At 68.6% G+C, this 18,891-nt stretch carries 15 protein-coding genes; 6 read left to right on the top strand and 9 right to left on the bottom strand.

Features of this window, described 5'->3' with window-relative positions:
- Window positions 1–8 precede the first annotated feature (8 nt).
- On the top strand, window positions 9–1,481 hold the full coding sequence (locus A5732_RS09205; RefSeq protein ID WP_076102016.1) for an LCP family protein: 1,473 nt from the start codon (window positions 9–11) through the stop codon (window positions 1,479–1,481).
- The gene (locus tag A5732_RS09200; protein WP_216351573.1) at window positions 1,469–2,185 is read left to right on the top strand and encodes a TIGR03089 family protein; all 717 of its coding nucleotides are present in this window, start codon (window positions 1,469–1,471) and stop codon (window positions 2,183–2,185) included. Before A5732_RS09205 ends, A5732_RS09200 begins: the two co-directional genes overlap by 13 nt.
- A gap of 57 nt (window positions 2,186–2,242) precedes the next feature.
- Here A5732_RS09200 and A5732_RS27735 read toward each other — a convergent pair whose 3' ends face one another.
- On the bottom strand, window positions 2,243–3,619 hold the full coding sequence (locus A5732_RS27735; RefSeq protein ID WP_076055913.1) for a PPE family protein: 1,377 nt from the start codon (window positions 3,617–3,619) through the stop codon (window positions 2,243–2,245).
- Between the two features lie 50 nt (window positions 3,620–3,669).
- Window positions 3,670–5,058 (bottom strand): PPE family protein, SVP subgroup, encoded by a 1,389-nt coding sequence (locus A5732_RS09190; protein WP_076102015.1) that lies wholly within the window; start codon window positions 5,056–5,058, stop codon window positions 3,670–3,672.
- 354 nt (window positions 5,059–5,412) lie between these two features.
- On the opposite strand from A5732_RS09190, the gene A5732_RS09185 reads away from it, so the two are divergent.
- Window positions 5,413–5,694, top strand: a complete 282-nt coding sequence (locus A5732_RS09185) for a DUF1490 family protein (RefSeq protein ID WP_009978763.1) — start codon at window positions 5,413–5,415, stop codon at window positions 5,692–5,694.
- 10 nt (window positions 5,695–5,704) lie between these two features.
- Window positions 5,705–7,936, top strand: a complete 2,232-nt coding sequence (gene ctpC, locus A5732_RS09180; protein WP_076102014.1) for a manganese-exporting P-type ATPase CtpC — start codon at window positions 5,705–5,707, stop codon at window positions 7,934–7,936.
- Between the two features lie 4 nt (window positions 7,937–7,940).
- Here the strand turns inward: ctpC and A5732_RS09175 are convergent, their stop codons facing one another.
- Complete coding sequence (locus A5732_RS09175; RefSeq protein ID WP_076055908.1) at window positions 7,941–8,597, bottom strand: cation transporter; 657 nt, start codon at window positions 8,595–8,597, stop codon at window positions 7,941–7,943.
- A 138-nt stretch (window positions 8,598–8,735) separates the two neighbouring features.
- On the opposite strand from A5732_RS09175, the gene A5732_RS09170 reads away from it, so the two are divergent.
- Window positions 8,736–9,653: a class I SAM-dependent methyltransferase gene (locus tag A5732_RS09170; RefSeq protein WP_076102013.1), complete on the top strand. Its 918-nt coding sequence runs from the start codon at window positions 8,736–8,738 to the stop codon at window positions 9,651–9,653.
- A gap of 13 nt (window positions 9,654–9,666) precedes the next feature.
- On the top strand, window positions 9,667–10,860 hold the full coding sequence (locus A5732_RS09165) for a CoA transferase (protein ID WP_076102012.1): 1,194 nt from the start codon (window positions 9,667–9,669) through the stop codon (window positions 10,858–10,860).
- 3 nt (window positions 10,861–10,863) lie between these two features.
- On the opposite strand, the gene A5732_RS09160 is transcribed toward A5732_RS09165, so the two are convergent.
- The 6 genes from A5732_RS09160 to A5732_RS09135 all read right to left on the bottom strand — a co-directional run bounded on the left by A5732_RS09160 (window position 10,864) and on the right by A5732_RS09135 (window position 18,880).
- Window positions 10,864–12,858 (bottom strand): serine/threonine-protein kinase PknD, encoded by a 1,995-nt coding sequence (locus A5732_RS09160; protein ID WP_076102011.1) that lies wholly within the window; start codon window positions 12,856–12,858, stop codon window positions 10,864–10,866.
- A 21-nt stretch (window positions 12,859–12,879) separates the two neighbouring features.
- Window positions 12,880–13,983 carry a phosphate ABC transporter substrate-binding protein PstS gene (pstS, locus tag A5732_RS09155; RefSeq protein WP_076102010.1) on the bottom strand — a complete coding sequence of 368 codons (1,104 nt, stop codon included), beginning with the start codon at window positions 13,981–13,983 and terminating at the stop codon, window positions 12,880–12,882.
- Between the two features lie 289 nt (window positions 13,984–14,272).
- Complete coding sequence (locus tag A5732_RS09150; RefSeq protein ID WP_076053725.1) at window positions 14,273–14,722, bottom strand: response regulator; 450 nt, start codon at window positions 14,720–14,722, stop codon at window positions 14,273–14,275.
- Window positions 14,719–16,317, bottom strand: coding sequence for a sensor histidine kinase (locus A5732_RS09145; RefSeq protein ID WP_076102009.1), 1,599 nt, complete (start codon window positions 16,315–16,317; stop codon window positions 14,719–14,721). Before A5732_RS09145 ends, A5732_RS09150 begins: the two co-directional genes overlap by 4 nt.
- On the bottom strand, window positions 16,317–17,507 hold the full coding sequence (locus A5732_RS09140) for a PP2C family protein-serine/threonine phosphatase (RefSeq protein WP_076102008.1): 1,191 nt from the start codon (window positions 17,505–17,507) through the stop codon (window positions 16,317–16,319). The genes A5732_RS09145 and A5732_RS09140 overlap by 1 nt, the downstream gene beginning before the upstream one ends.
- 203 nt (window positions 17,508–17,710) lie before the next feature.
- Window positions 17,711–18,880, bottom strand: coding sequence for an acyl-CoA dehydrogenase (locus tag A5732_RS09135; RefSeq protein ID WP_076102007.1), 1,170 nt, complete (start codon window positions 18,878–18,880; stop codon window positions 17,711–17,713).
- Window positions 18,881–18,891: the final 11 nt, after the last annotated feature.

The raw sequence follows: 18,891 nt of genomic DNA, 5'->3' as shown, positions 1-18,891 counted from the left end.
GTAGTGGGATGCCTGTGCAACGTGTGGTTCGTGTGATTGCCACCGCGCTGACGCTCGCGGTCGTCGTCGGCACCGGTATCGCGTGGAGCAATGTCCGATCTTTCGAAGACGGCATCTTTCACATGTCCGCGCCCTCGCTGGGCAAGGGCGGCGACGACGGCGCGATCGACATCCTGCTGGTCGGGATGGACAGCCGCACCGATGCGCACGGCAACCCGTTGTCGCAGGAGGAACTGGACACGCTGAAGGCCGGCGACGAGGAGGCCACCAACACCGACACGATCATCCTGATCCGCATCCCGAACAACGGGAAGTCGGCGACCGCGATCTCGATCCCGCGCGACTCCTACGTCGCCGCCCCGGGTTTGGGCAAGACCAAGATCAACGGCGTCTACGGCCAGACCCGGGAGGCCAAGCGCACCGCCCTGGTCAAGGCCGGTGCCTCCGCCACCGAGGCGGCGGCCCAGGGCACCGAGGCGGGTCGCGAGGCCCTGATCAAGACCGTCGCCGACCTCACCGGCGTCACCGTCGACCATTACGCCGAGATCGGCCTGCTCGGATTCTCTTTGATCACCGACGCCCTCGGCGGCGTCGACGTCTGCCTCAAGGAACCGGTGTTCGAACCGCTGTCGGGCGCCGACTTCCCGGCCGGCCCACAACGACTCAGCGGCCCCGAGGCGCTCAGCTTCGTGCGCCAGCGCCACGAGTTGCCGCGCGGCGACCTGGACCGGGTGGTGCGCCAGCAGGTGGTGATGGCCTCGCTGGCCCACCGCGTCATCTCGGGCAAGACGCTGTCCAGCCCCACCACGGTCAAGCGGCTGGAGGCCGCAGTCCAGCGCTCGGTGGTGATCTCCGCGGGCTGGGACGTGATGGACTTCGTGCAGCAGATGCAGAAGCTGGCCGGCGGCAACGTCGCCTTCGCCACCATCCCGGTGCTCGACGGTGCCGGGTGGAGCGACGACGGCATGCAGAGCGTGGTGCGACTGGACCCGCATCAGGTCGCCGACTGGGTGGGCGGCCTACTGCACGACCAGGAGCAGGGCAAGACCGAGGAGATCGCCTACACCCCGGCCAAGACCACCGCCAGCGTGCTCAACGACACCGACATCAACGGCCTGGCCTCGGCCGTGTCAGACGTGTTGAGCTCCAAGGGGTTTGCCACCGGTACGGTGGGCAACAACGAGAGCGGGCACGTCAAGGCCAGCCAGGTGCGCGCCGCCAAGAGTGACGACCTGGGGGCGAAGGAGGTCTCCAAGGAATTGGGTGGACTGCCGGTGGTCGCCGACACCTCGCTGGCCCCGGGTGCGGTGCGGGTGGTGCTGGCTAACGACTACAGCGGTCCCGGCTCGGGCCTGTCCGGAGACGCGACGATCATGCCCGCCAAGGTGTCCACCGCCGGCGCGGTGGCGGCCGACCCCAAGGTCCCCGCGCCCTCACCGATCCTGACCGCCGGCTCCGACAAGCCGGAGTGCATCAACTGAGCACGCTGAGCGGGGCCATCCTCGATCCGATGCTGCGGGCCGATCCGGTGGGCCCGCGCATCACCTACTACGACGACGCCACCGGCGAGCGCATCGAACTGTCCGGTGTGACGCTGGCCAACTGGGCCGCCAAGACGGGCAACCTGCTGCGCGACGAGCTGGGCGCCGGGCCGGGCAGCCGGGTGGCGATCCTGTTGCCCGCGCACTGGCAGACGGCGGCGGTGTTGTTCGGGGTGTGGTGGATCGGCGCGGAGGCGGTACTGGCGGGCCCGGCCGACCTCGCGCTGTGCACGGCGCAGCGACTGGACGAGGCGGACGACGCCGTATCGGGGGGTGAGGTGGCGGTGTTGTCGCTGGATCCGTTCGGCCGCCCGGCACCCGACCTGCCCATCGGCGTGACGGACTACGCCACCGCGGTGCGGGTGCACGGCGATCAGATCGTGCCCGAACCGAGCCCGGGACCGGCGCTGGGCGGTCGATCGGTCGACGAGGTGCTGGCCGACTGTCAAAGCTCCGCGGCCGCAAGGGGTTTGACGTCGGGCGACCGGGTGCTGTCCGGCGCGTCGTGGTCGGAACCCGCCGAGCTGGTGGACGGCCTGCTGGCGATCATGGCGGTCGGCGGCTCGCTGGTGCAGGTGGCCAACGCCGACCCCGCCGGGCAAGAGCGCCGGATCGAGACCGAGAAAGTCACCAGGGTGCTGTAGAACGGCGGTGGTTCGTCGGGGTCGGTGGGGCTCGCGCGCTATCGATCGTCGACTGACCTACTGGCCGAACGAGATTTCGAGCAAGCTCTTCTTCTGCTCGGTGTATTCCTGCTCGCTCAGCCGTCCAGCGGCCCGCTGTAAAGCGATGTGCCGGATCGCGGCGGCGACGCCGGTCATGACGGTCCGCGGCGCGGGCAATACCTCGACGTCCTCGGCCGGTGCATCCTCGGTGCGGCCGGTGAGCCGCGCCGCCCCGCCAGTCTTCTGCACGTCCGCGCCGGCCGGCGGGCCGGCCATCGCCTGTCCGGCCATTGCGGCGATTCCCACCTGGTTCCACGTGTTTGCCGCGTCGAATTCTGCGGCCGGCGCCGTTGCCGCGTTCGCGCTCGGCAGCGGTGTGGTCAGTGCGGCCGGGCGTACTTCGGTTGCGGCGGTGGCGATTTGGGTCCAGTTTGGCGGCACCCTCAACGCCCCGACCGTTTTCGCCGTGCCGAAGGCCGCTGACATCGTCGGCGTGGGAAGACCGCCAGGGGGCAGGTTCGCAAGGGGCGCCACAAACGGCTCCACGGGTGCCGGTTCGGTACCCGGCCAGGGCTCTATCCCGTTCCAGGCACTGAAAGTGCGATCGTCAGCGGCACCCGAAGCAGTGGTAAAAGCGGCGAGAGGAAAATCCCCAAAATTGGCAAACACCTCTGCCGGCAGGAGCCCGAAAATAGTCACCGCGTCACTCGGCGCAACGAACAGGAGCGCGGCCAGACTGGCCAGCAGTTCGAGGTCGAGCAACTCGGCCTGGGCCGGTACCGCCATCGCGGACAACGCCTGCGGCACAACCGATATGGCACCTTGCACATTGCTTGCCAGGGTGCCGAATTGGCTGACCGCGGCGGCTTGGCTGGCCGTACCGCCCGGGTCGGTGTTCTGGTGCGGAGAGGTAAACGGGGTCAGCACGGCCGCGGCTGCTGACGAACCTGCATAGTTGTACATCGCCAGGGCGTCCTGCGCCCACATCTCGGCGTAGAGCGCCTCGGTGGCCGCGATCGCCGGCGTGTTCTGTCCCAAAAAGTTCGTCGCCACCAGCACCGCCAGCAGGGCGCGGTTGGCGGCGATCTCCGGTGGCGGCACCGTCGATGCGAACGCCGCCTCGTACGCGGCGGCCGCCACCCATGCGTGGGCGGCGGTCTCCTCGGCTTGCGCGGCGGTGGCGCTCAGCCATTCGACATACGACCCGGCCGCTGCGCTCATCGCCGCGGACGACGGACCCGACCAAGCCCCTTCGGTAAGTTCCGACACCACCGACTGATATCCGGAGATCGCTGTGGACAGCTCGTCGGCCAGGCTCTCCCAGGCCTGCGCAGCGGCCAGCATCGGCCCCGGGCCCGGACCGGCATACATCCGGCCGGAGTTGATCTCCGGCGGATAGAGTCCGAAATCCACTGCTGCGCATACCTCTTCTCGATGACCGATGCATTCGCCCGACGGGCGGTTCAGCGACCCAGCAGGCGGTTCTTCTGCTCGGTGTATTCCTCGTCGGTCAAAATCCCCTCGTCACGGAGCTTGGTGAATTCACGCAGCTCGGCCGCGACTCCGGTGACCACGGCCCGCGGCTTGTCGGTTGGTGCCTCGCCGGTTTCGCCGGCTGCCGCATTGTCACCGGCGGTCGCCGCAGCTCGGGCGCGAGCCGGCCCAAGTGCCTCGTTCACCGCCTTGCCGCCCCGCCGGCCGGGGCCGACGGTTCCGGCGATGGCTTGTCCGGCCATGCCCGCCAGTGCCGTCTGGCTGAGCGTGCTGCCCAAGCCGGCTCCCGCCGCGGGGACAGCGGTTTCACTCAGCGCCGGCAGCGTGTACGCGACGGGGCGCACCGCCGGGGTGGCTGCGGTCCACGCCGGTGGCACGGATAACGCCCCGACGGTGTTCGCCTCACCCAGACCGACGGACACCCTCGGCGGCGGCAGCGCGCCCGCCGGCAAGTTGAGCAGCGGCGCCGGGAACGGCTTCAGCGGCGCCCGCTCGGTGCCCGGAAAGGGCTCCACGCCCTCCCAGCCGCTGAGGATCTCGTCGGTGTGAAGTCCCACCAGGGTGCCGTAGACGGCCACCGGAAAGGCGGTCACCCCTATCACGTTGGCAGGTATGCCGACACCAAAGGTGGCGATGCCCGCTGGCACGCCGAAGAACAGGGTGGCCAGATCGGCCAGCAGGCTCAACAACTCCAATTCGTCCATCGGAAGCGTCGCGGCCGCGCCCTGCAGCGCGCTGGGCACGGCGGAGAACGCCTGCTGGACCGTGCTTTGCGCGACGCCGGCGATGCCGGCTTCACCGGCGGCGGCTTCTTGTTCTGCTAAGCCACCCGGCTCAGTGGTCTGCGGGGGTGGATTGAACGGCGTCAATGCGGTCGCCGAGGCTGACGAGGCTGCATAGACGTACATCGCGGCCGCGTCCTGGGCCCACATCTCCGCGTACTGTGCTTCGGTGGCCGCGATCGCCTGGGTGTTTATTCCGAACACATTGGTCGCGACCAGGGTTATCAGCTGGCTGCGGTTGGCCGCCAAAATCGACGGCGGAACCGTCGCCGAAAACGCGGTTTGGTAGGCAGCCGCCGCGGTCTTGGCCTGAGCGGAGGTTTCTTCGGCCTGTGCGGCGGTGACTCGCAACCACAGCGCATACAACGCGGCCGCAGCGCTCATCGACGCCGACGACGGCCCCAACCAGGGTCCAGCGGTCAACGCCGATACCACGGCTTGGTACGAATCCGCCGCCGAATCCAGTCCGGCGGCGAGCGCAGCCCACGCCTCGGCCGCGGCCAACAACGGTCCTGACCCAGCACCAGCAAACATACGGGCCGAGTTGACCTCCGGCGGATAGCTGCCGAAATCCATGGCTCGTGGCTCCTCGAGACACCGTGGTCGGGTGAACTCATCGCACCGCACATGGTGCGGCGACGCGACGAAGGAATCACCGGCAGGCCCACGCTACATTGCCCGCACACCTCGTGTCCGCCAACGCAATCAAGTCATTGCTCACGCATATATTGCCTGCTAGCGCAGTCAGACAGCCGTCCAGGGCATGGCCAGCCGGGGTGACAGACTCCCGCTGATCCCGGACGGTTGATTGCCGGCGCGCCCGCCGACTTCCGGCGATAAGGCCAGCAATTCATATTGATATCGCTATATTTCGATGTTAACGTCGTGCAAGCATGGGCTTAACGCTGAGGCGATAGGAAGGTTGCGGCAATGGCGGTGTACGGGCTCCTGGCGAAGGCGGCAGGCACGGTGGTCACGGGGTTGGTCGGCGTGACCGCCTACGAGGTGGTGCGCAAGGCCGTGGCCAAGGCGCCGCTGCACGAGACCGCGGTCAAGGGCGCCGAGCTCGGACTGCGCGGCACCCGCAAGGCCGAGGAGGCCGCCGAGTCGGCGCGCCTCAAGCTGGCCGACGTCATGGCCGAGGCCCGCGAACGCATCGGCGAGGAGGCGCCCACCCCCTCGATCGCCGACACCCACGACCACGAGCACTGATCGAAGCGATATGGACCTCGCCCTAGTCCCCGACATCGCAGACGAGGCGCTAACCGAAGACCCTGCGCTGCAAGTTATTTCGGATGCGGCCGGACGCATGCGGGTCGCCGTCGACTGGGTGCGTGCCGACTCCCGGCGCGCCGTCGCGGTCGAGGAGGCGGTCGCCAAGTGCGAGGGCGTGCGCGTGGTGCACGCGTACCCGCGCACCGGATCGGTCGTGGTCTGGTATTCGCCGCGACGCTGCGACCGCTCCGCGGTGCTGGCCGCCATCGGCGAGGCGTTGCACGTTGCCGCCGAACTGATCCCGGCCCGCGCGCCGCATTCCTCGGAGATCCGCAACGCCGACGTGCTGCGTATGGTCATCGGCGGTGCCGCGCTGGCCCTGCTCGGGGTGCGCCGCTACGTCTTCGCGCGGCCGCCGCTGCTGGGTCCCGGCGGCCGGGTGTTCGCCACCGGCGTCACCGTGTTCACCGGCTATCCGTTCCTGCGCGGCGCGCTGCGCTCGTTGCGTTCCGGCAAGGCCGGCACCGACGCGCTGGTCTCGGCGGCGACGGTGGCGAGCCTGGTGCTGCGCGAGAACGTCGTCGCGCTCACCGTGCTGTGGTTGCTCAATATCGGTGAGTACCTTCAGGATCTGACGTTGCGCCGGACCCGCCGCGCCATCTCCGAGCTGCTGCGCGGCAGCCAGGACACGGCCTGGATCCGGCTCACCGACGGCCCCGAGGCCGGAACCGAGGTCCAGGTGCCGATCGACACCGTGCAGATCGGCGACGAGGTGGTGGTTCACGACCACGTCGCCATCCCGGTGGACGGCGAGGTGGTCGACGGGGAGGCGATCGTCAACCAGTCCGCGATCACCGGCGAGAACCTGCCGGTCAGCGTGGTGGTCGGCGCGCACGTACACGCCGGTTCGGTGGTGGTCCGCGGACGCCTGGTGGTGCGCGCCCGGGCCGTCGGCAACCAGACCACCATCGGCCGCATCATCACCCGGGTCGAGGAGGCCCAGCACGACAGGGCGCCGATCCAGACCGTCGGCGAAAACTTCTCCCGCCGTTTCGTTCCCACTTCGTTCATCGTCTCGGCCATCACGCTGGCGGTCACCGGTGACGTACGCCGGGCGATGACCATGCTGCTGATCGCCTGCCCGTGCGCGGTGGGCCTGGCCACCCCGACCGCGATCAGCGCGGCGATCGGCAACGGCGCTCGCCGCGGCATCCTGATCAAGGGTGGCTCGCACCTCGAGCAGGCGGGCCGGGTGGACGCGATCGTGTTCGACAAGACCGGCACGCTGACCGTCGGCCGCCCGGTGGTCACCAATATCATTGCACTGCACAAGGATTGGCAGCCCGAGCAGGTGCTGGCGTATGCGGCCAGCTCGGAGATCCACTCCCGGCACCCGCTCGCCGAGGCGGTGATCCGGTCCACCGAGGAACGCCACATCACCATCCCGCCGCACGAGGAGTGCGAGGTCCTGGTGGGCCTGGGCATGCGGACCTGGGCCGACGGCCGGACCCTGCTGCTGGGCAGCCCCGGGCTGCTGCGCGCCGAAAACGTGCGGGTGTCCAAGAAGGCGTCGGAGTGGGTGGACCGGCTGCGCCGGCAGGCCGAGACGCCGCTGCTGCTGGCCGTCGACGGCAAGCTGGTCGGATTGATCAGCCTGCGCGACGAGGTGCGCCCCGAGGCGGCGGACGTGCTGAACAAGCTGCGCGCCAACGGCATTCGCCGCATCGTCATGCTCACCGGCGATCATCCGGACATCGCCGAGGTGGTGGCCGGCGAGCTCGGTATCGACGAATGGCGCGCCGAGGTGATGCCGGAGGACAAGCTCGCGGCGGTGCGCGACCTGCAGGACGAGGGCTACACCGTCGGCATGGTCGGTGACGGCATCAACGACGCGCCCGCGCTGGCCGCCGCCGACATCGGCATCGCGATGGGGCTGGCCGGAACCGACGTCGCCGTGGAGACCGCCGACGTGGCGCTGGCCAACGACAACCTGAACCGCCTGCTCGACGTCGGCGACCTGGGTGCCCGCGCGGTCGACGTCATCAGGGAGAACTACGGCATGTCGATAGCCGTCAACGCCGCCGGGCTGATCATCGGCGCGGGCGGGGCGCTGTCCCCCGTGCTGGCCGCGATCCTGCACAACGCGTCGTCGGTGGCGGTGGTGGCCAACAGCTCGCGGCTGATCCGCTACCGGCTGGACTCACCGCGCGGCGCGGCGAACGGCGAGCGCGCCGGCTGAAAACTCAGCAGCCGCAATCCTCGCCGCGCCAGGCCCGCACACCCTGCCAGACCGCGACGCCGGCGATGGCCAGCCCCACGGCCGGATCGACCCACCACGCGCCGGACCACAGCGCCGTCGCCGCGAGGCCGAGCAGCACCCCGGCGGCCTGGGCGGCGCACAGATAGTTCTGGATCCCCTCGGCCTCGGTGGCACCCGACCCCAACCGCGTGCCCAACCGGTGGTTGGCCCGGCCCAGCACGGGCATGAGCACCAGCGCGAGGGCGGTCAGCCCGATGCCGATGACCGACGTCTCGGCGTGGTGTCCACCCGTCAGGCCGTGCACGGATTCGGCGGCGATGTACGGGGCCGTCAGCCAGAACGATATGGCGACGCCGCGCTGCGCGCGCCGCTCGGCGCTTGCGGAAAGGGTGCGCACCCCGCTGAACCGCCACACCACCATGGCGCTGGCCAGCGCCTCCGATGCGCCGCCCAGGGCCCACCCGGTCAGGGCGACTGAGGCGACCGCGAACCCCTGCCACAGCCCGACGACGCCCTCGACGAGCACGACGGCCAGGCTGACCCACGCCAGCCGCCGCGCCCATTCGGCGCCGCGCCGCCAGTCGGCGTCGTGCGCCGCGATGCCCCGGCACTCTTGCGTGATGGCAACCGAAGTGGTCATGGCGCGAGGCTAGCGGCGCCGCGGCGGGGCCCGCCGCCGCAACGCCCGGCCGTGATCGATCTGTGTCGCACCTCGCGCCGGGGCGCCCGGCGCTGGTCGTTATGGTGGCTAACCAGTAGATCGGAAGGGATTTCCTCCATGGCGCGCACCGACGACGACACCTGGGACCTGGCGACCAGCGTGGGAGCGACCGCCACCATGGTGGCCGCCGGGCGAGCCCGGGCCACCCTGGACGGGCTGATCGACGATCGGTTTGCCGAGCCGCTGGTGCGCGCGGTCGGCGTCGACTTCATGACCCGGTGGGCCGCCGGCGAGCTCGCCTCCGCCGACGTCGACGAGCCGGACGCCCCGTGGGGCATGCAACGCATGACCGACATGATGGCCGCGCGTACCCGGTATATCGACGCGTTCTTCGCCGAGGCGGGCGCCGCGGGCATCGACCAGGTGGTCATCCTGGCCTCCGGCCTGGACGCGCGCGCCTACCGGCTGCCGTGGGCGCCGGGCACCACCGTGTTCGAGATCGACCAGCCGCAGGTGTTGGAGTTCAAGGCGGCCACCATCGCCGAGCCCGGCGCCGCGCCCACCGCCGCGGTGCGCGACGTTCCGATCGACCTGCGCCACGACTGGCCGTCGGCGCTGCGGCAGGCCGGCTTCGACACCGGGCGCCCCGCCGCCTGGGCGGCCGCGGGCCTGGTCGGCTTCCTGCCGCCCGAGGCCCAGGATCGGTTGCTGGACAACGTCACCGCCCTGTCCGCCGACGGCAGTCAGCTGGTGGTCGAGGTGTTCGCGAACACGGGGGTCAGTGGGGACGCGCTGAACGCCGCGAGCGAGAAGTGGCGGCGCAACGGCCTCGACATCGCCCTGGGCGAGCTTGGCTTCCCCGGCGAGCGCAACGACGTGGCGACCTACCTGCAGCAGCGGGGCTGGCAGCCGGTCCGCACCCCCCTGAACCAGATGCTGGCCAACAACGGCCTGCCGCTGCAGTCGACCGAACCCGATGCACCCTTCGCGCAGAACTACTACTGCACCGCGGTGCTGCACCGGTCAGGTTCTTAGGAAGGCGAACACGATGCCAAACAGCAAGCCCGCCAAGCCACTTGACGGATTCCGGGTGCTCGACTTCACCCAGAACATCGCCGGGCCGATGGCCGGGCAGGTGCTGGCCGACCTGGGCGCCGAGGTGATCAAGGTCGAGGCGCCCGTCGGCGAGGCGGCCCGGCACATCACCGCGGTCCTGCCCGGGCGCCCGCCGCTGGCCACCCTGTTCCTCCCCCACAACCGGGGCAAGAAGTCGGTGATGGCCGACCTGCGCAGCGACGAGGCCAAGCAGCAGATCCTGCGGTTGGTCGATACGGCCGACGTTGTGCTGGAAGGGTTTCGGCCCGGGGTGATGGAACGCATGGGCCTGGGCCCCGAGGAGCTGCAGTCCCGCAACCCCAGACTGATCTACGCGCGCCTGTCCGCCTACGGCGGCAACGGCCCCGAGGGCAGCCGCCCGGGGGTCGACCTGATGGTGGCCGCCGAATCGGGCATGACGACCGGAATGCCCACGCCCACCGGCAAACCCCAGATCATCCCGTTCCAGCTCGTCGACGCCGCCAGCGGTCACGTGCTGGCCCAGGCGGTGCTGGCCGCGCTGCTCAACCGGGAACGCCACGGGGTGGCCGACGTCGTGCGGGTCGCCATGTATGACGTCGCCGTCAGCCTGCAGGCCAGCCAGCTGACCATCCACCTCAACAAGCCGAGCGAGGCCCCGAAGCCGGACGCGGCGCCAAAGCCCAAGAAGCGCAAGGGTGTTGGCTTCGCCACCCAACCGTCGGACGCCTTCAAGGCCGCCGACGGCTACCTGGTGATCAGCGCGTACGTGCCCAAGCACTGGGACAAACTGTGCGAGATCATCGGCCGGCCCGACATGCGCGACGACGAGCGATTCGTCGACCAGCGCGCGCGGGCGCTCAACTATCCCGAACTGACCGAGGAACTCGAGAAGGCCCTGGCCGCCAAGACGGCGGACGAATGGGTCCAGCTGCTCCAGGAGGGCGGCCTGATGGCGTGCCACGCCTACACCTGGAAGCAGGTGGTCGGCACCGCGCTGTTCGCCGAGAACGAGCTCGCCCTGCCGGTCGGCGAGGGCGCGGACGCGGTCACGGTAATCCGCACTCCGGCACGCTATTCCAGCTTCGACGCCGCGGCCGCCGAACCCCCGCCCGCCCTCGGCCAGCACACCGAGGAGTACCTGGGCGCACCGCAACCCGCGCCGTAGGCCTCACGGCGTCAGCTTGACCACCCGGTTGTTGCCGCGGTCGGCGACGTAGACGTTCTGGTCCTTGTCGACCGTCACCGCCAAGGGAGTGTTGAGCCCGTTGAACGGCAGGACGGTCCCCGTGGTCGCGCCCTGCGGATACTTCACCACGTCACTCTTGTCGTGCTCGGTGACGTAGACGGTGCCGCTGTTGTCCACGGCGATACCCCACGGCACCGACAGGTCATGAAATGGCAACTCCGACTGGGTATTCGACGCCGCATCGAGCTTCACCACCCTGTTGTTGTCGGTGTCTGCGACGTAGACGCTGCCCGCGGGATCGACGGCCACCCCGTCCGGGTTGTGGAGCCCGTTGAAGGGCAGCACGGTCTGGGTGTTGGATCCCGCCGCCAGCTTGAGCACCCTGCTGTTGCCGCGGTCGGCGACATACACGGCGCCCTGGCTGTCGACCGCGACGCCCTCCGGGTAGCTCAGGCCGGTGAACGGCAGTTCCTTCTGACTGTTGGATCCCGCGGCCATGCTGATCACCCGGTTGTTGAAATCGGCGACGTACACGGTGCCCGCACCGTCGACCGCCAAGCCCTGCGGCTGATAGAGCCCATTGAACGGGAGCACCGTTGTGGCGTCCGAACCGGTCGTCAGCTTCACCACTCGTCCGTACATGCCCTCGCTAGTGACGTAGACGTTGCCGGCGCTGTCCAGCGTCACCCCACCGGGAGACAAACGAAAGTCAATGCCGTTGAACGGCAACACACTTTGACCGCTTGCCTGCTTCGACGGTCCCGACGATTCGGTGGACAGGTAGCCGACGACCGCCACGACGAAGGCGACCAGCGCGACCAGAGCGACGGCGCCGACGATGATCCACTGTTTACGTTTGTTGTCGCTCGGCACGGTGGGATGCCTGAAGTCCGGGCCGGGTCGATAGACGCGGCCGGAAGTCGTTGGGGCGGCACGGATCAGCGACGGCCCAGGGCCGGACCGGACGCTCCTGTTGCTTCCGCTGCCCCCGGCGGGCCACGGACCCGCCACAGTGTCGGCGCTCGGTGCCGAGGCGAACGAATCCGGTTCATGCGTCAGGCGTGGATCGCCCGGGCCGGCGGCCATCACCGCGCTCTCTCCCTCGCGCAGAATCGTGGTGGCCTTCCGCTGCTCGGATGTGTTCAGCGCCTGGTGGGCGGCGGCGGCGAATTCGCCTGCGGTGCGATAGCGCTCTGCGGGATTCTTGGCCATGCCCTTGGCGATCACCTGGTCCAGGGCGGGAGGAAACGCGCCGGGGCGTAATTGGCTGGGCGGCGCGGCCGTCTTCGTCAGATGCGCGGCGACCAGCCGCTCGACGGTATCCGCCCGGTAGGGCGGCGAACCGGTCAGGCACTCGGTCAAAACACATGCGAGCGAATAGATGTCGACGCTGTGGGTGACCTCATCATCGGTGAATCGTTCCGGGGCCATGTAGTAGTACGTACCGATCGCGGTCCCCACCTGGGTCAGCCCCGGATCGCTCGCGCCCCGCGCGATGCCGAAATCCGCCAGGTAGGCGAAGTCATTGGGGGTGACCAGAATGTTCCCCGGTGTGACGTCGCGGTGCGTCACACCGGCGGCGTGCGCCGCGTCCAACGCGGCGGCGACCTGGCTGATGATGGCGATCGCCCGCGGTGGGGCCAACGCCCCGTCCCGATGCAACAGCGTCGCCAGATTGACGCCGTCGACGAGGCGCATGTCCACGTAAAAGCGCCCGTCGAACTCACCGTAATCGTGGATCGGCACCACGTGCGGTTCGGTCAGCCGTCCGGCGATATCGGCCTCGCGCTGCAAGCGCGCACGGAACTCCAAGTTGCCGGAGAACTGCTGCGAGATCAGTTTCAGGGCCACCATGCGGCCCTTGCGGGTGTCCTCGGCCTCGTAAACCTCACCCATGCCGCCCTGGCGCAGCAGTCGCACCAGCCGGTAGGGGCCAAACCAGGACCCGACCCGCGAGGCCGGCGCGCTATCGCTCACCCTCGAGCCTCCTTCGCATCGTCAGGAAATCGCATTGACCGCGCTCGACAGCTTCGCCGTGAACGAGCTGGGCAGCGGGATGGAACCGTACTGGTCCAGGCCGTCCTGGCCCGGACCGATCGCCGCCTGCATGAACGCCTTGACCGCCGCTCCCGTGGCCGCGTCCGGGTACTTCGAGCAGACGATTTCATATGTCGCGAGCACGATCGGGTACGCCCCGGACTGCGTCGGCCGGTAGAACGACGAGGTGTCCAGCACCAGGTCGTTGCCCTGCCCGCTGAAGGTCGCGCCGCCGATCGTCTTCTCGACGGAATCCTTGGTGATCGGCACCGCGTCCGGCCCCGCCGACGTGATGATCGACGCCATGGTCAGTTGCTTGCCCACCGCGAAGGACCACTCGTTGTAGGTGATCGACCCCTCGGTGTTCTGCAGCAGAGCGGACGTGCCGTTGTTCCCGCTGGCGCCCTGCCCGACGCCGCCGTTGAACGTCTCGTTGGCACCCTTGCCCCACGCGCCGTTGGACGCGCCGTCCAGATACTTCTGAAAGTTCGCCGTGGTACCGGATTTATCACTGCGGAAGATGACCGCGATGGGTGTCGACGGCAGGTTGAGGCCCGAGTTGATGGCCTTCAGCGCCGGGTCGTCCCACTTGGTGATGTTGCCGTTGAAGATCTTCGCGACGGTGGGACCGTCCAGTTTCAGCCCGCTCACCCCGGTGAGGTGGTAGGTGACCGCGATCGGCCCGAACACGGTGGGCAGATCCCAGGCCGGCGAACCGCATCGCTGTGCCGCCCGGTCGTACTGACCGGTGGAGGGGTCAAGGGGGATGTCGGAACCGGCGAGGTCGGTTTGATTGTTGAGGAATTGGGTCAGGCCGGCACCGGACCCGTTGGCGTTGTAATCCAGCGTGTAACCCGGGCAGGCGCGAATGTAGGCGTAGACGAACTGCTCGATCGCGTTCTGCTGCGCGGTCGAGCCGCTGTCTTTCAGCACCTTCTTGCCGCCGCAGTCCACCGGCGCCGACTTGGCGCCGGAGCCAGACGAGCTCGAGTTGCCGCACCCCGTCAGCGCCAGGGCGGTGACGGCCACCAGGCCCAGCGCCGCGCCATATCGAGCGAACCTCACGAAACTCCTTCGCCACGTCGCGGCGGCGAGTCCGCAGGCTCACCGCCGGCTGCTACCCAGGGGACAACAAAAGTTAACCAATCGTGAATATACAAAGCCTTGACATTAAATAAGAGGTAACTGTGCGGAAGCTGTTCGCCGAGCACCGACACGTAGCATCGGTGAGCGATGCGAAATGAGTCGCCGGCAACACTCCCCGGCATGACACGGCCGTCTAGTAGACCGTGTTTTTGCTGCTGATCATGCTCGGGTTGCTGGTCACCCGGCTATCGAGGCGCAAGTCGCGCAGTCAGGCCCCGTTGCCCGGCAGCCGCACCACCTGAACGAAGAACTCGTCGATCTGCCGGACGGCCTTCATGAACTGGTCCAAGTCGACGGGTTTGGTGACGTAGGCATTGGCGTGCAGCTTGTAGCTCTTGAGGATGTCTTCCTCCGCCGAGGAGGTGGTGAGCACCACGACCGGGATGCGCGCCAGGTCGGGGTCGGACTTGATCTTCTCCAGCAGCTGGCGGCCGTCGTATTTGGGCAGGTTCAGGTCGAGCAGGATGAGGTCGGGCCGCGGCGCGTCGGCATACTCACCGCGCCGGTACAGGTAGTCGAGGCCTTCCTCTCCGTCGTGCGCGACGTGGAGCCTGTTCTTGAGCTTGTTGTGCTCGAATGCTTCTCGGGTGATGAGCTCGTCGCCCGGGTCGTCCTCGACGAGCAGGATGTCGATCGCTCTGCCTTCTGTTGTCGTCATTGATGCGCTCCTTCCAAAGCGACCGGGTCTGCTTCGTCGACGGGTCTGGGACCGGGCAGGGTGAATTCGAATCGGGTCCCATCGGTGTAGGACGTGTCGATCCGGACGGTGCCGCCATGGTGCTCGATGATCTTCTTGACCAGTGCCAGCCCGACTCCGGTTCCGGCGTACACGTCGCGGCCGTGCAGCCGCTGGAAGATCACGAAGACCTTGTCGGAGAATTCCTCCGGGATGCCGATGCCGTTGTCGGCCACGCTCAGCAGCCATTCGCCGTCATGGGGGCCGGTGCCGGGCGCGCAGTCGATGACGACGCGGGGCCGGCGATCCTTGTGCCGGAACTTGATCGCGTTGCCGATCAGGTTCTGCCACAGCATCGTGAGCAGCATCGGATCCCCGACGATCTGCGGCAACGGCTGCTCCGGGCGCACGATCTGCGCCTCGGTCTCCTCGATCGCGGTGGCCAGATTCGCCAGGCCGGCGTCGAGCGTCGCGTCGAGCAGCACCTCGGTTTCCGTAGTGCCCAGCCGGCCGACCCGCGAGAAGGTGAGCAAGTCGTTGATCAGCGCCTGCATGCGCTTGGCGCCGTCGACCGCGAATCCGATGTATTCGATGCCGCGCTCGTCGAGCTGGTCGCCGTAGCGCTTCTCCAGCAGCTGGCAGAAGGACGCGACCTTGCGCAGCGGTTCCTGCAGATCGTGCGATGCGACGTAGGCGAACTGCTCGAGTTCGGTGTTCGATCGCCGTAATTCGGCGGCCTGTTCATCCAATTGCGCCTGCGCCGACCGCGACACCTCGAGCTCCTCGACGATGCGCTTGCGCATGTCCTCCACGTCGATGGCCATTTTCCGAATGTCCCTGGGCCGGCGCGGAGGCGAGATCGTCTCCTCGAAGTTGCCCTGGGTGATGCGCCGGCAGGCCGCGGCCAGTGCCGCGATCGGCCGGGTGATCGCGGCGCGGCTGAGCAGCCCCAGCACCAGGGCGGCTCCGATCACGATGAACACCGTGGCGCCCAGCACCCAGTCGCGCCAGCCGTTGATCTCGTTGAGCTCGTCGATGGCCGCCGCCGAGGCCACCGCCAGGTGGGTGTTCTGCGTATCGAAAAGCTCACGGAGATGGTCGAATTTGTTTTTGCCCGTGTCGGCCGTGTGGGGGCTGATGTACCTCGGCGTCTTGGGGGCCACGTTGGAAATCAGGGGCTCGGCATAGTTCGTCCGCCAGTCCGCGGCGGCGGCTTCCACCGCATCCAGATCGGCCATCAGTTCCATGCGCCCGCCCACCAGACGCCGGATCTCGTCGGCCGCAGCCTGTTCGGTGCGCTGCCCGTCGTAATACGGCGCGAGGAACTGCCGGTCGGCGGAGATCAGGTAGCCGCGCATGCCGGTCTCCTGATCGCGCAACGCCGACTGCAGGCGTGCCGCGGCGACGCGCGCCGGCTGGATGTTCTGGGCCACCTGGCGCGACACCTCGTCGGTGCGATGCAGCAACACGGCACCGACCACCGCCCCGACCAGCACGGTCGCGCCCATGATCCACAGCACCAACGCCAGCCATCCCCGCACGGTGAGGTCCGTGAGCCGAAGCGGACGCGATGGCATCACTTGGTAGTCCTCTCGACGCGCAGGACGGCGATGTCATCGGTCAAACCGCCGCGGGGCTGGGCGAGCTCCTGGGCGCCGTATATGAGCGCGTCGACGAACGCGGGGCCGGGCTTACTGGCGTGCGAGCGAGCCAGGGCGAGCAAGCCGTCCTCGCCGAGCCGCTGCGTACCCTCGCCCGAATATCCCTCGTAGAGTCCATCGGTCAGCAAAAGCAGGCCATCACCCGCGTGCAGCTCGAGCTCTTCGGATGGCCAGTCGCCGGCGTGCAGACCCAGCGCCGGGCCGCCCGCCGGCTCCAGCCACTCCACGGTTCCGCCGGCCTGCACCAACATCCCGGGGTGCCCCGCCCGGATGACGCCGACGCGCGGGCTGTCGGGCGAGATCTCCAGGCTGAGCACGGTCGCGAAGATTCCGGTGCCGGTACGCTCCGAATACAGGACCCGCTCGAGCTGCCGCATCAGTTCGACGCCGTGCACACCGGCAAAGGTCAACGCGCGGAACGCGATCCGCAACGCCGCGCCCAGCGCGGCCTCGTGCGGGCCGTGCCCGGCGACGTCGCCGATCAGCACATGCACGACCCGGTCGGGCGTCTGGACGACGTCGTAGAAGTCACCGCACAGCAGCGCGTCTTCGCGGCTCGGCCGGTACCGGGCGACGATGTCGACGCCCGGGTTGTCCAGCAGCAGCGGCGAGGGCAGCAGGCCGCGTTCCAGCAGCGCGTTCTCCCGGGCCCGCAGCTGCGTGGCGTGCAGGTCGGCGGCGATGAGCTCGGCGCGCTTGCGCTCGATCGCGTACAGCAGTGCGCGGCGCAGCATTTCCGGCTCGACCCGGCCCTTGACCAGATAGTCCTGGGCACCGGCGGCCACCGCCGACGCCCCGAAGTACTCGTCGTTCAGTCCGGTCAGCACCACGATCGGCACCGTGGCGTCGAGGTTGGCGATGCGGTTCAGCGCATCGATCCCACTGGCGTCGGGCAGGTGCAGGTCCAGCAGCACGCAGTCGGGCCGGGCGGACTCCAGCTCGCGTTCGGCGTGCGCCATCGACTTCGCCCACACCACCCGGATGTCGGTGACCGCGTCGGTGATCAGGTCTTCCACCAGCACCGCGTCGGCGCGGTCGTCCTCGACCAACAGCAACGACAATGACTGCCAACTCGCCGTCGGGGTGACCGGAGTTTGCACGGGCATCAAATCCCGGTCGCCGGGCGCCGCGCAGGAGAAATCACGCTCTGCACCGCAGACCCCCTTGCCGCGAAAAGCCCTTTGCTCTGTGACGGTGGTCGGACGTGGGTCGGTGCCTGTTTACCGACCGTCGGTGTGGACTTCACTCACCGAGTGCAGATCCTAGGCGGTCCGCCGCGGCCTTTCGCAACAGCACCGCCGGAAAGCGATCAGCGCAGCAGCGCCCGCGACATCACCACGCGCTGAATCTGATTGGTGCCCTCGTAGATCTGAGTGATCTTGGCGTCGCGCATCATCCGCTCGACCGGGAAGTCGATGGTGTAGCCGGCGCCGCCGAACAGCTGCACCGCGTCGGTGGTGACTTCCATCGCGACGTCGGAGGCCAGGCACTTGGACGCCGCGGAGATGAAGCCCAGGTGGGATTCGCCGCGCTCGGCGCGGGCGGCGGCGTGGTACACCATCAGCCTGGCGGACTCGACCTTCATGGCCATGTCGGCGAGCATGAACTGCACGGCCTGGAAGCTGCTGATCGATTGCGCGAACTGCTTGCGATCCTTGGTGTATGCGATGGCGGCGTCCAGGGCGCCCTGGGCGATGCCGACCGCCTGGGCGCCGATGGTGGGCCGGGTGTGATCCAGCGTCGCCAGCGCGGTCTTGAAGCCGGTGCCGGGGTCACCGATGATCCGGTCGCCGGGGATGCGACAGTTCTCGAAGTACAGCTCGGTGGTGGGCGAACCCTTGATGCCGAGCTTCTTCTCCTTGGGCCCGACCGTGAAGCCCTCGTCGTCCTTGTGCACCATGAACGCCGAGATGCCGTTGGCGCCCTTGTCCGGGTCGGTCACGGCCATCACCGTGTACCAGCTCGACTTGCCGCCGTTGGTGATCCAGCACTTGGCGCCGTTGAGGATCCAGTCGTCCCCGTCGGCCGTCGCCCGTGTCCGCATGGACGCCGCGTCGCTGCCGGCCTCGCGCTCGCTCAGCGCGTAGGACGCCATCGCCGTGCCGTCCGCGATCGAGGGCAGCACCTGCTTCTTCAGCTCGTCGGAGCCGCGCAGGATCAGCCCCATCGTGCCCAGCTTGTTCACGGCGGGAATGAGCGACGCCGAGGTGTCGACGCGGGCGACCTCCTCGATCACGATGCATGCCGCCACCGAGTCCGCGCCCTGCCCGCCGTACTCCTCGGGCACGTGCACGGCGTTGAACCCGGAGGTGTTCAGCGCCTCCAGCGCCTCCTCGGGGAAGCGGGAGTTCTCGTCCACGTCAGCGGCGTGCGGGGCGATCTCCTTCTCCGCCAGCGCACGGATCGCGGCGCGCAACTCCTGGTGCTCTTCGGGCAGTTGGAACAGATCGAAGTCGGGGTTTCCGGCCCATCCAGCCATCTCGGCCTCCT

Origin of the sequence: Mycobacterium colombiense (assembly GCF_001953985.1) — a bacterium.
Taxonomy (GTDB): domain Bacteria; phylum Actinomycetota; class Actinomycetes; order Mycobacteriales; family Mycobacteriaceae; genus Mycobacterium; species Mycobacterium colombiense_B.
Note: the sequence above shows the minus strand (reverse complement) of the source record. Positions and strands in the feature narration are given on the sequence as shown.

Bases quoted from the DNA above. Each gene is read 5' to 3' on its own strand.
- A5732_RS09205 (WP_076102016.1), top strand. From the start codon at position 9: ATGCCTGTGCAACGTGTGGTTCGTGTGATTGCCACCGCGCTGACGCTC.
- A5732_RS09190 (WP_076102015.1), bottom strand. From the start codon at position 5,058: ATGGATTTCGGCAGCTATCCGCCGGAGGTCAACTCGGCCCGTATGTTT.
- A5732_RS09185 (WP_009978763.1), top strand. From the start codon at position 5,413: ATGGCGGTGTACGGGCTCCTGGCGAAGGCGGCAGGCACGGTGGTCACG.
- ctpC (WP_076102014.1), top strand. From the start codon at position 5,705: ATGGACCTCGCCCTAGTCCCCGACATCGCAGACGAGGCGCTAACCGAA.
- A5732_RS09175 (WP_076055908.1), bottom strand. From the start codon at position 8,597: ATGACCACTTCGGTTGCCATCACGCAAGAGTGCCGGGGCATCGCGGCG.
- A5732_RS09170 (WP_076102013.1), top strand. From the start codon at position 8,736: ATGGCGCGCACCGACGACGACACCTGGGACCTGGCGACCAGCGTGGGA.
- A5732_RS09165 (WP_076102012.1), top strand. From the start codon at position 9,667: ATGCCAAACAGCAAGCCCGCCAAGCCACTTGACGGATTCCGGGTGCTC.
- A5732_RS09150 (WP_076053725.1), bottom strand. From the start codon at position 14,722: ATGACGACAACAGAAGGCAGAGCGATCGACATCCTGCTCGTCGAGGAC.
- A5732_RS09145 (WP_076102009.1), bottom strand. From the start codon at position 16,317: ATGCCATCGCGTCCGCTTCGGCTCACGGACCTCACCGTGCGGGGATGG.
- A5732_RS09140 (WP_076102008.1), bottom strand. From the start codon at position 17,507: ATGCCCGTGCAAACTCCGGTCACCCCGACGGCGAGTTGGCAGTCATTG.
- A5732_RS09135 (WP_076102007.1), bottom strand. From the start codon at position 18,880: ATGGCTGGATGGGCCGGAAACCCCGACTTCGATCTGTTCCAACTGCCC.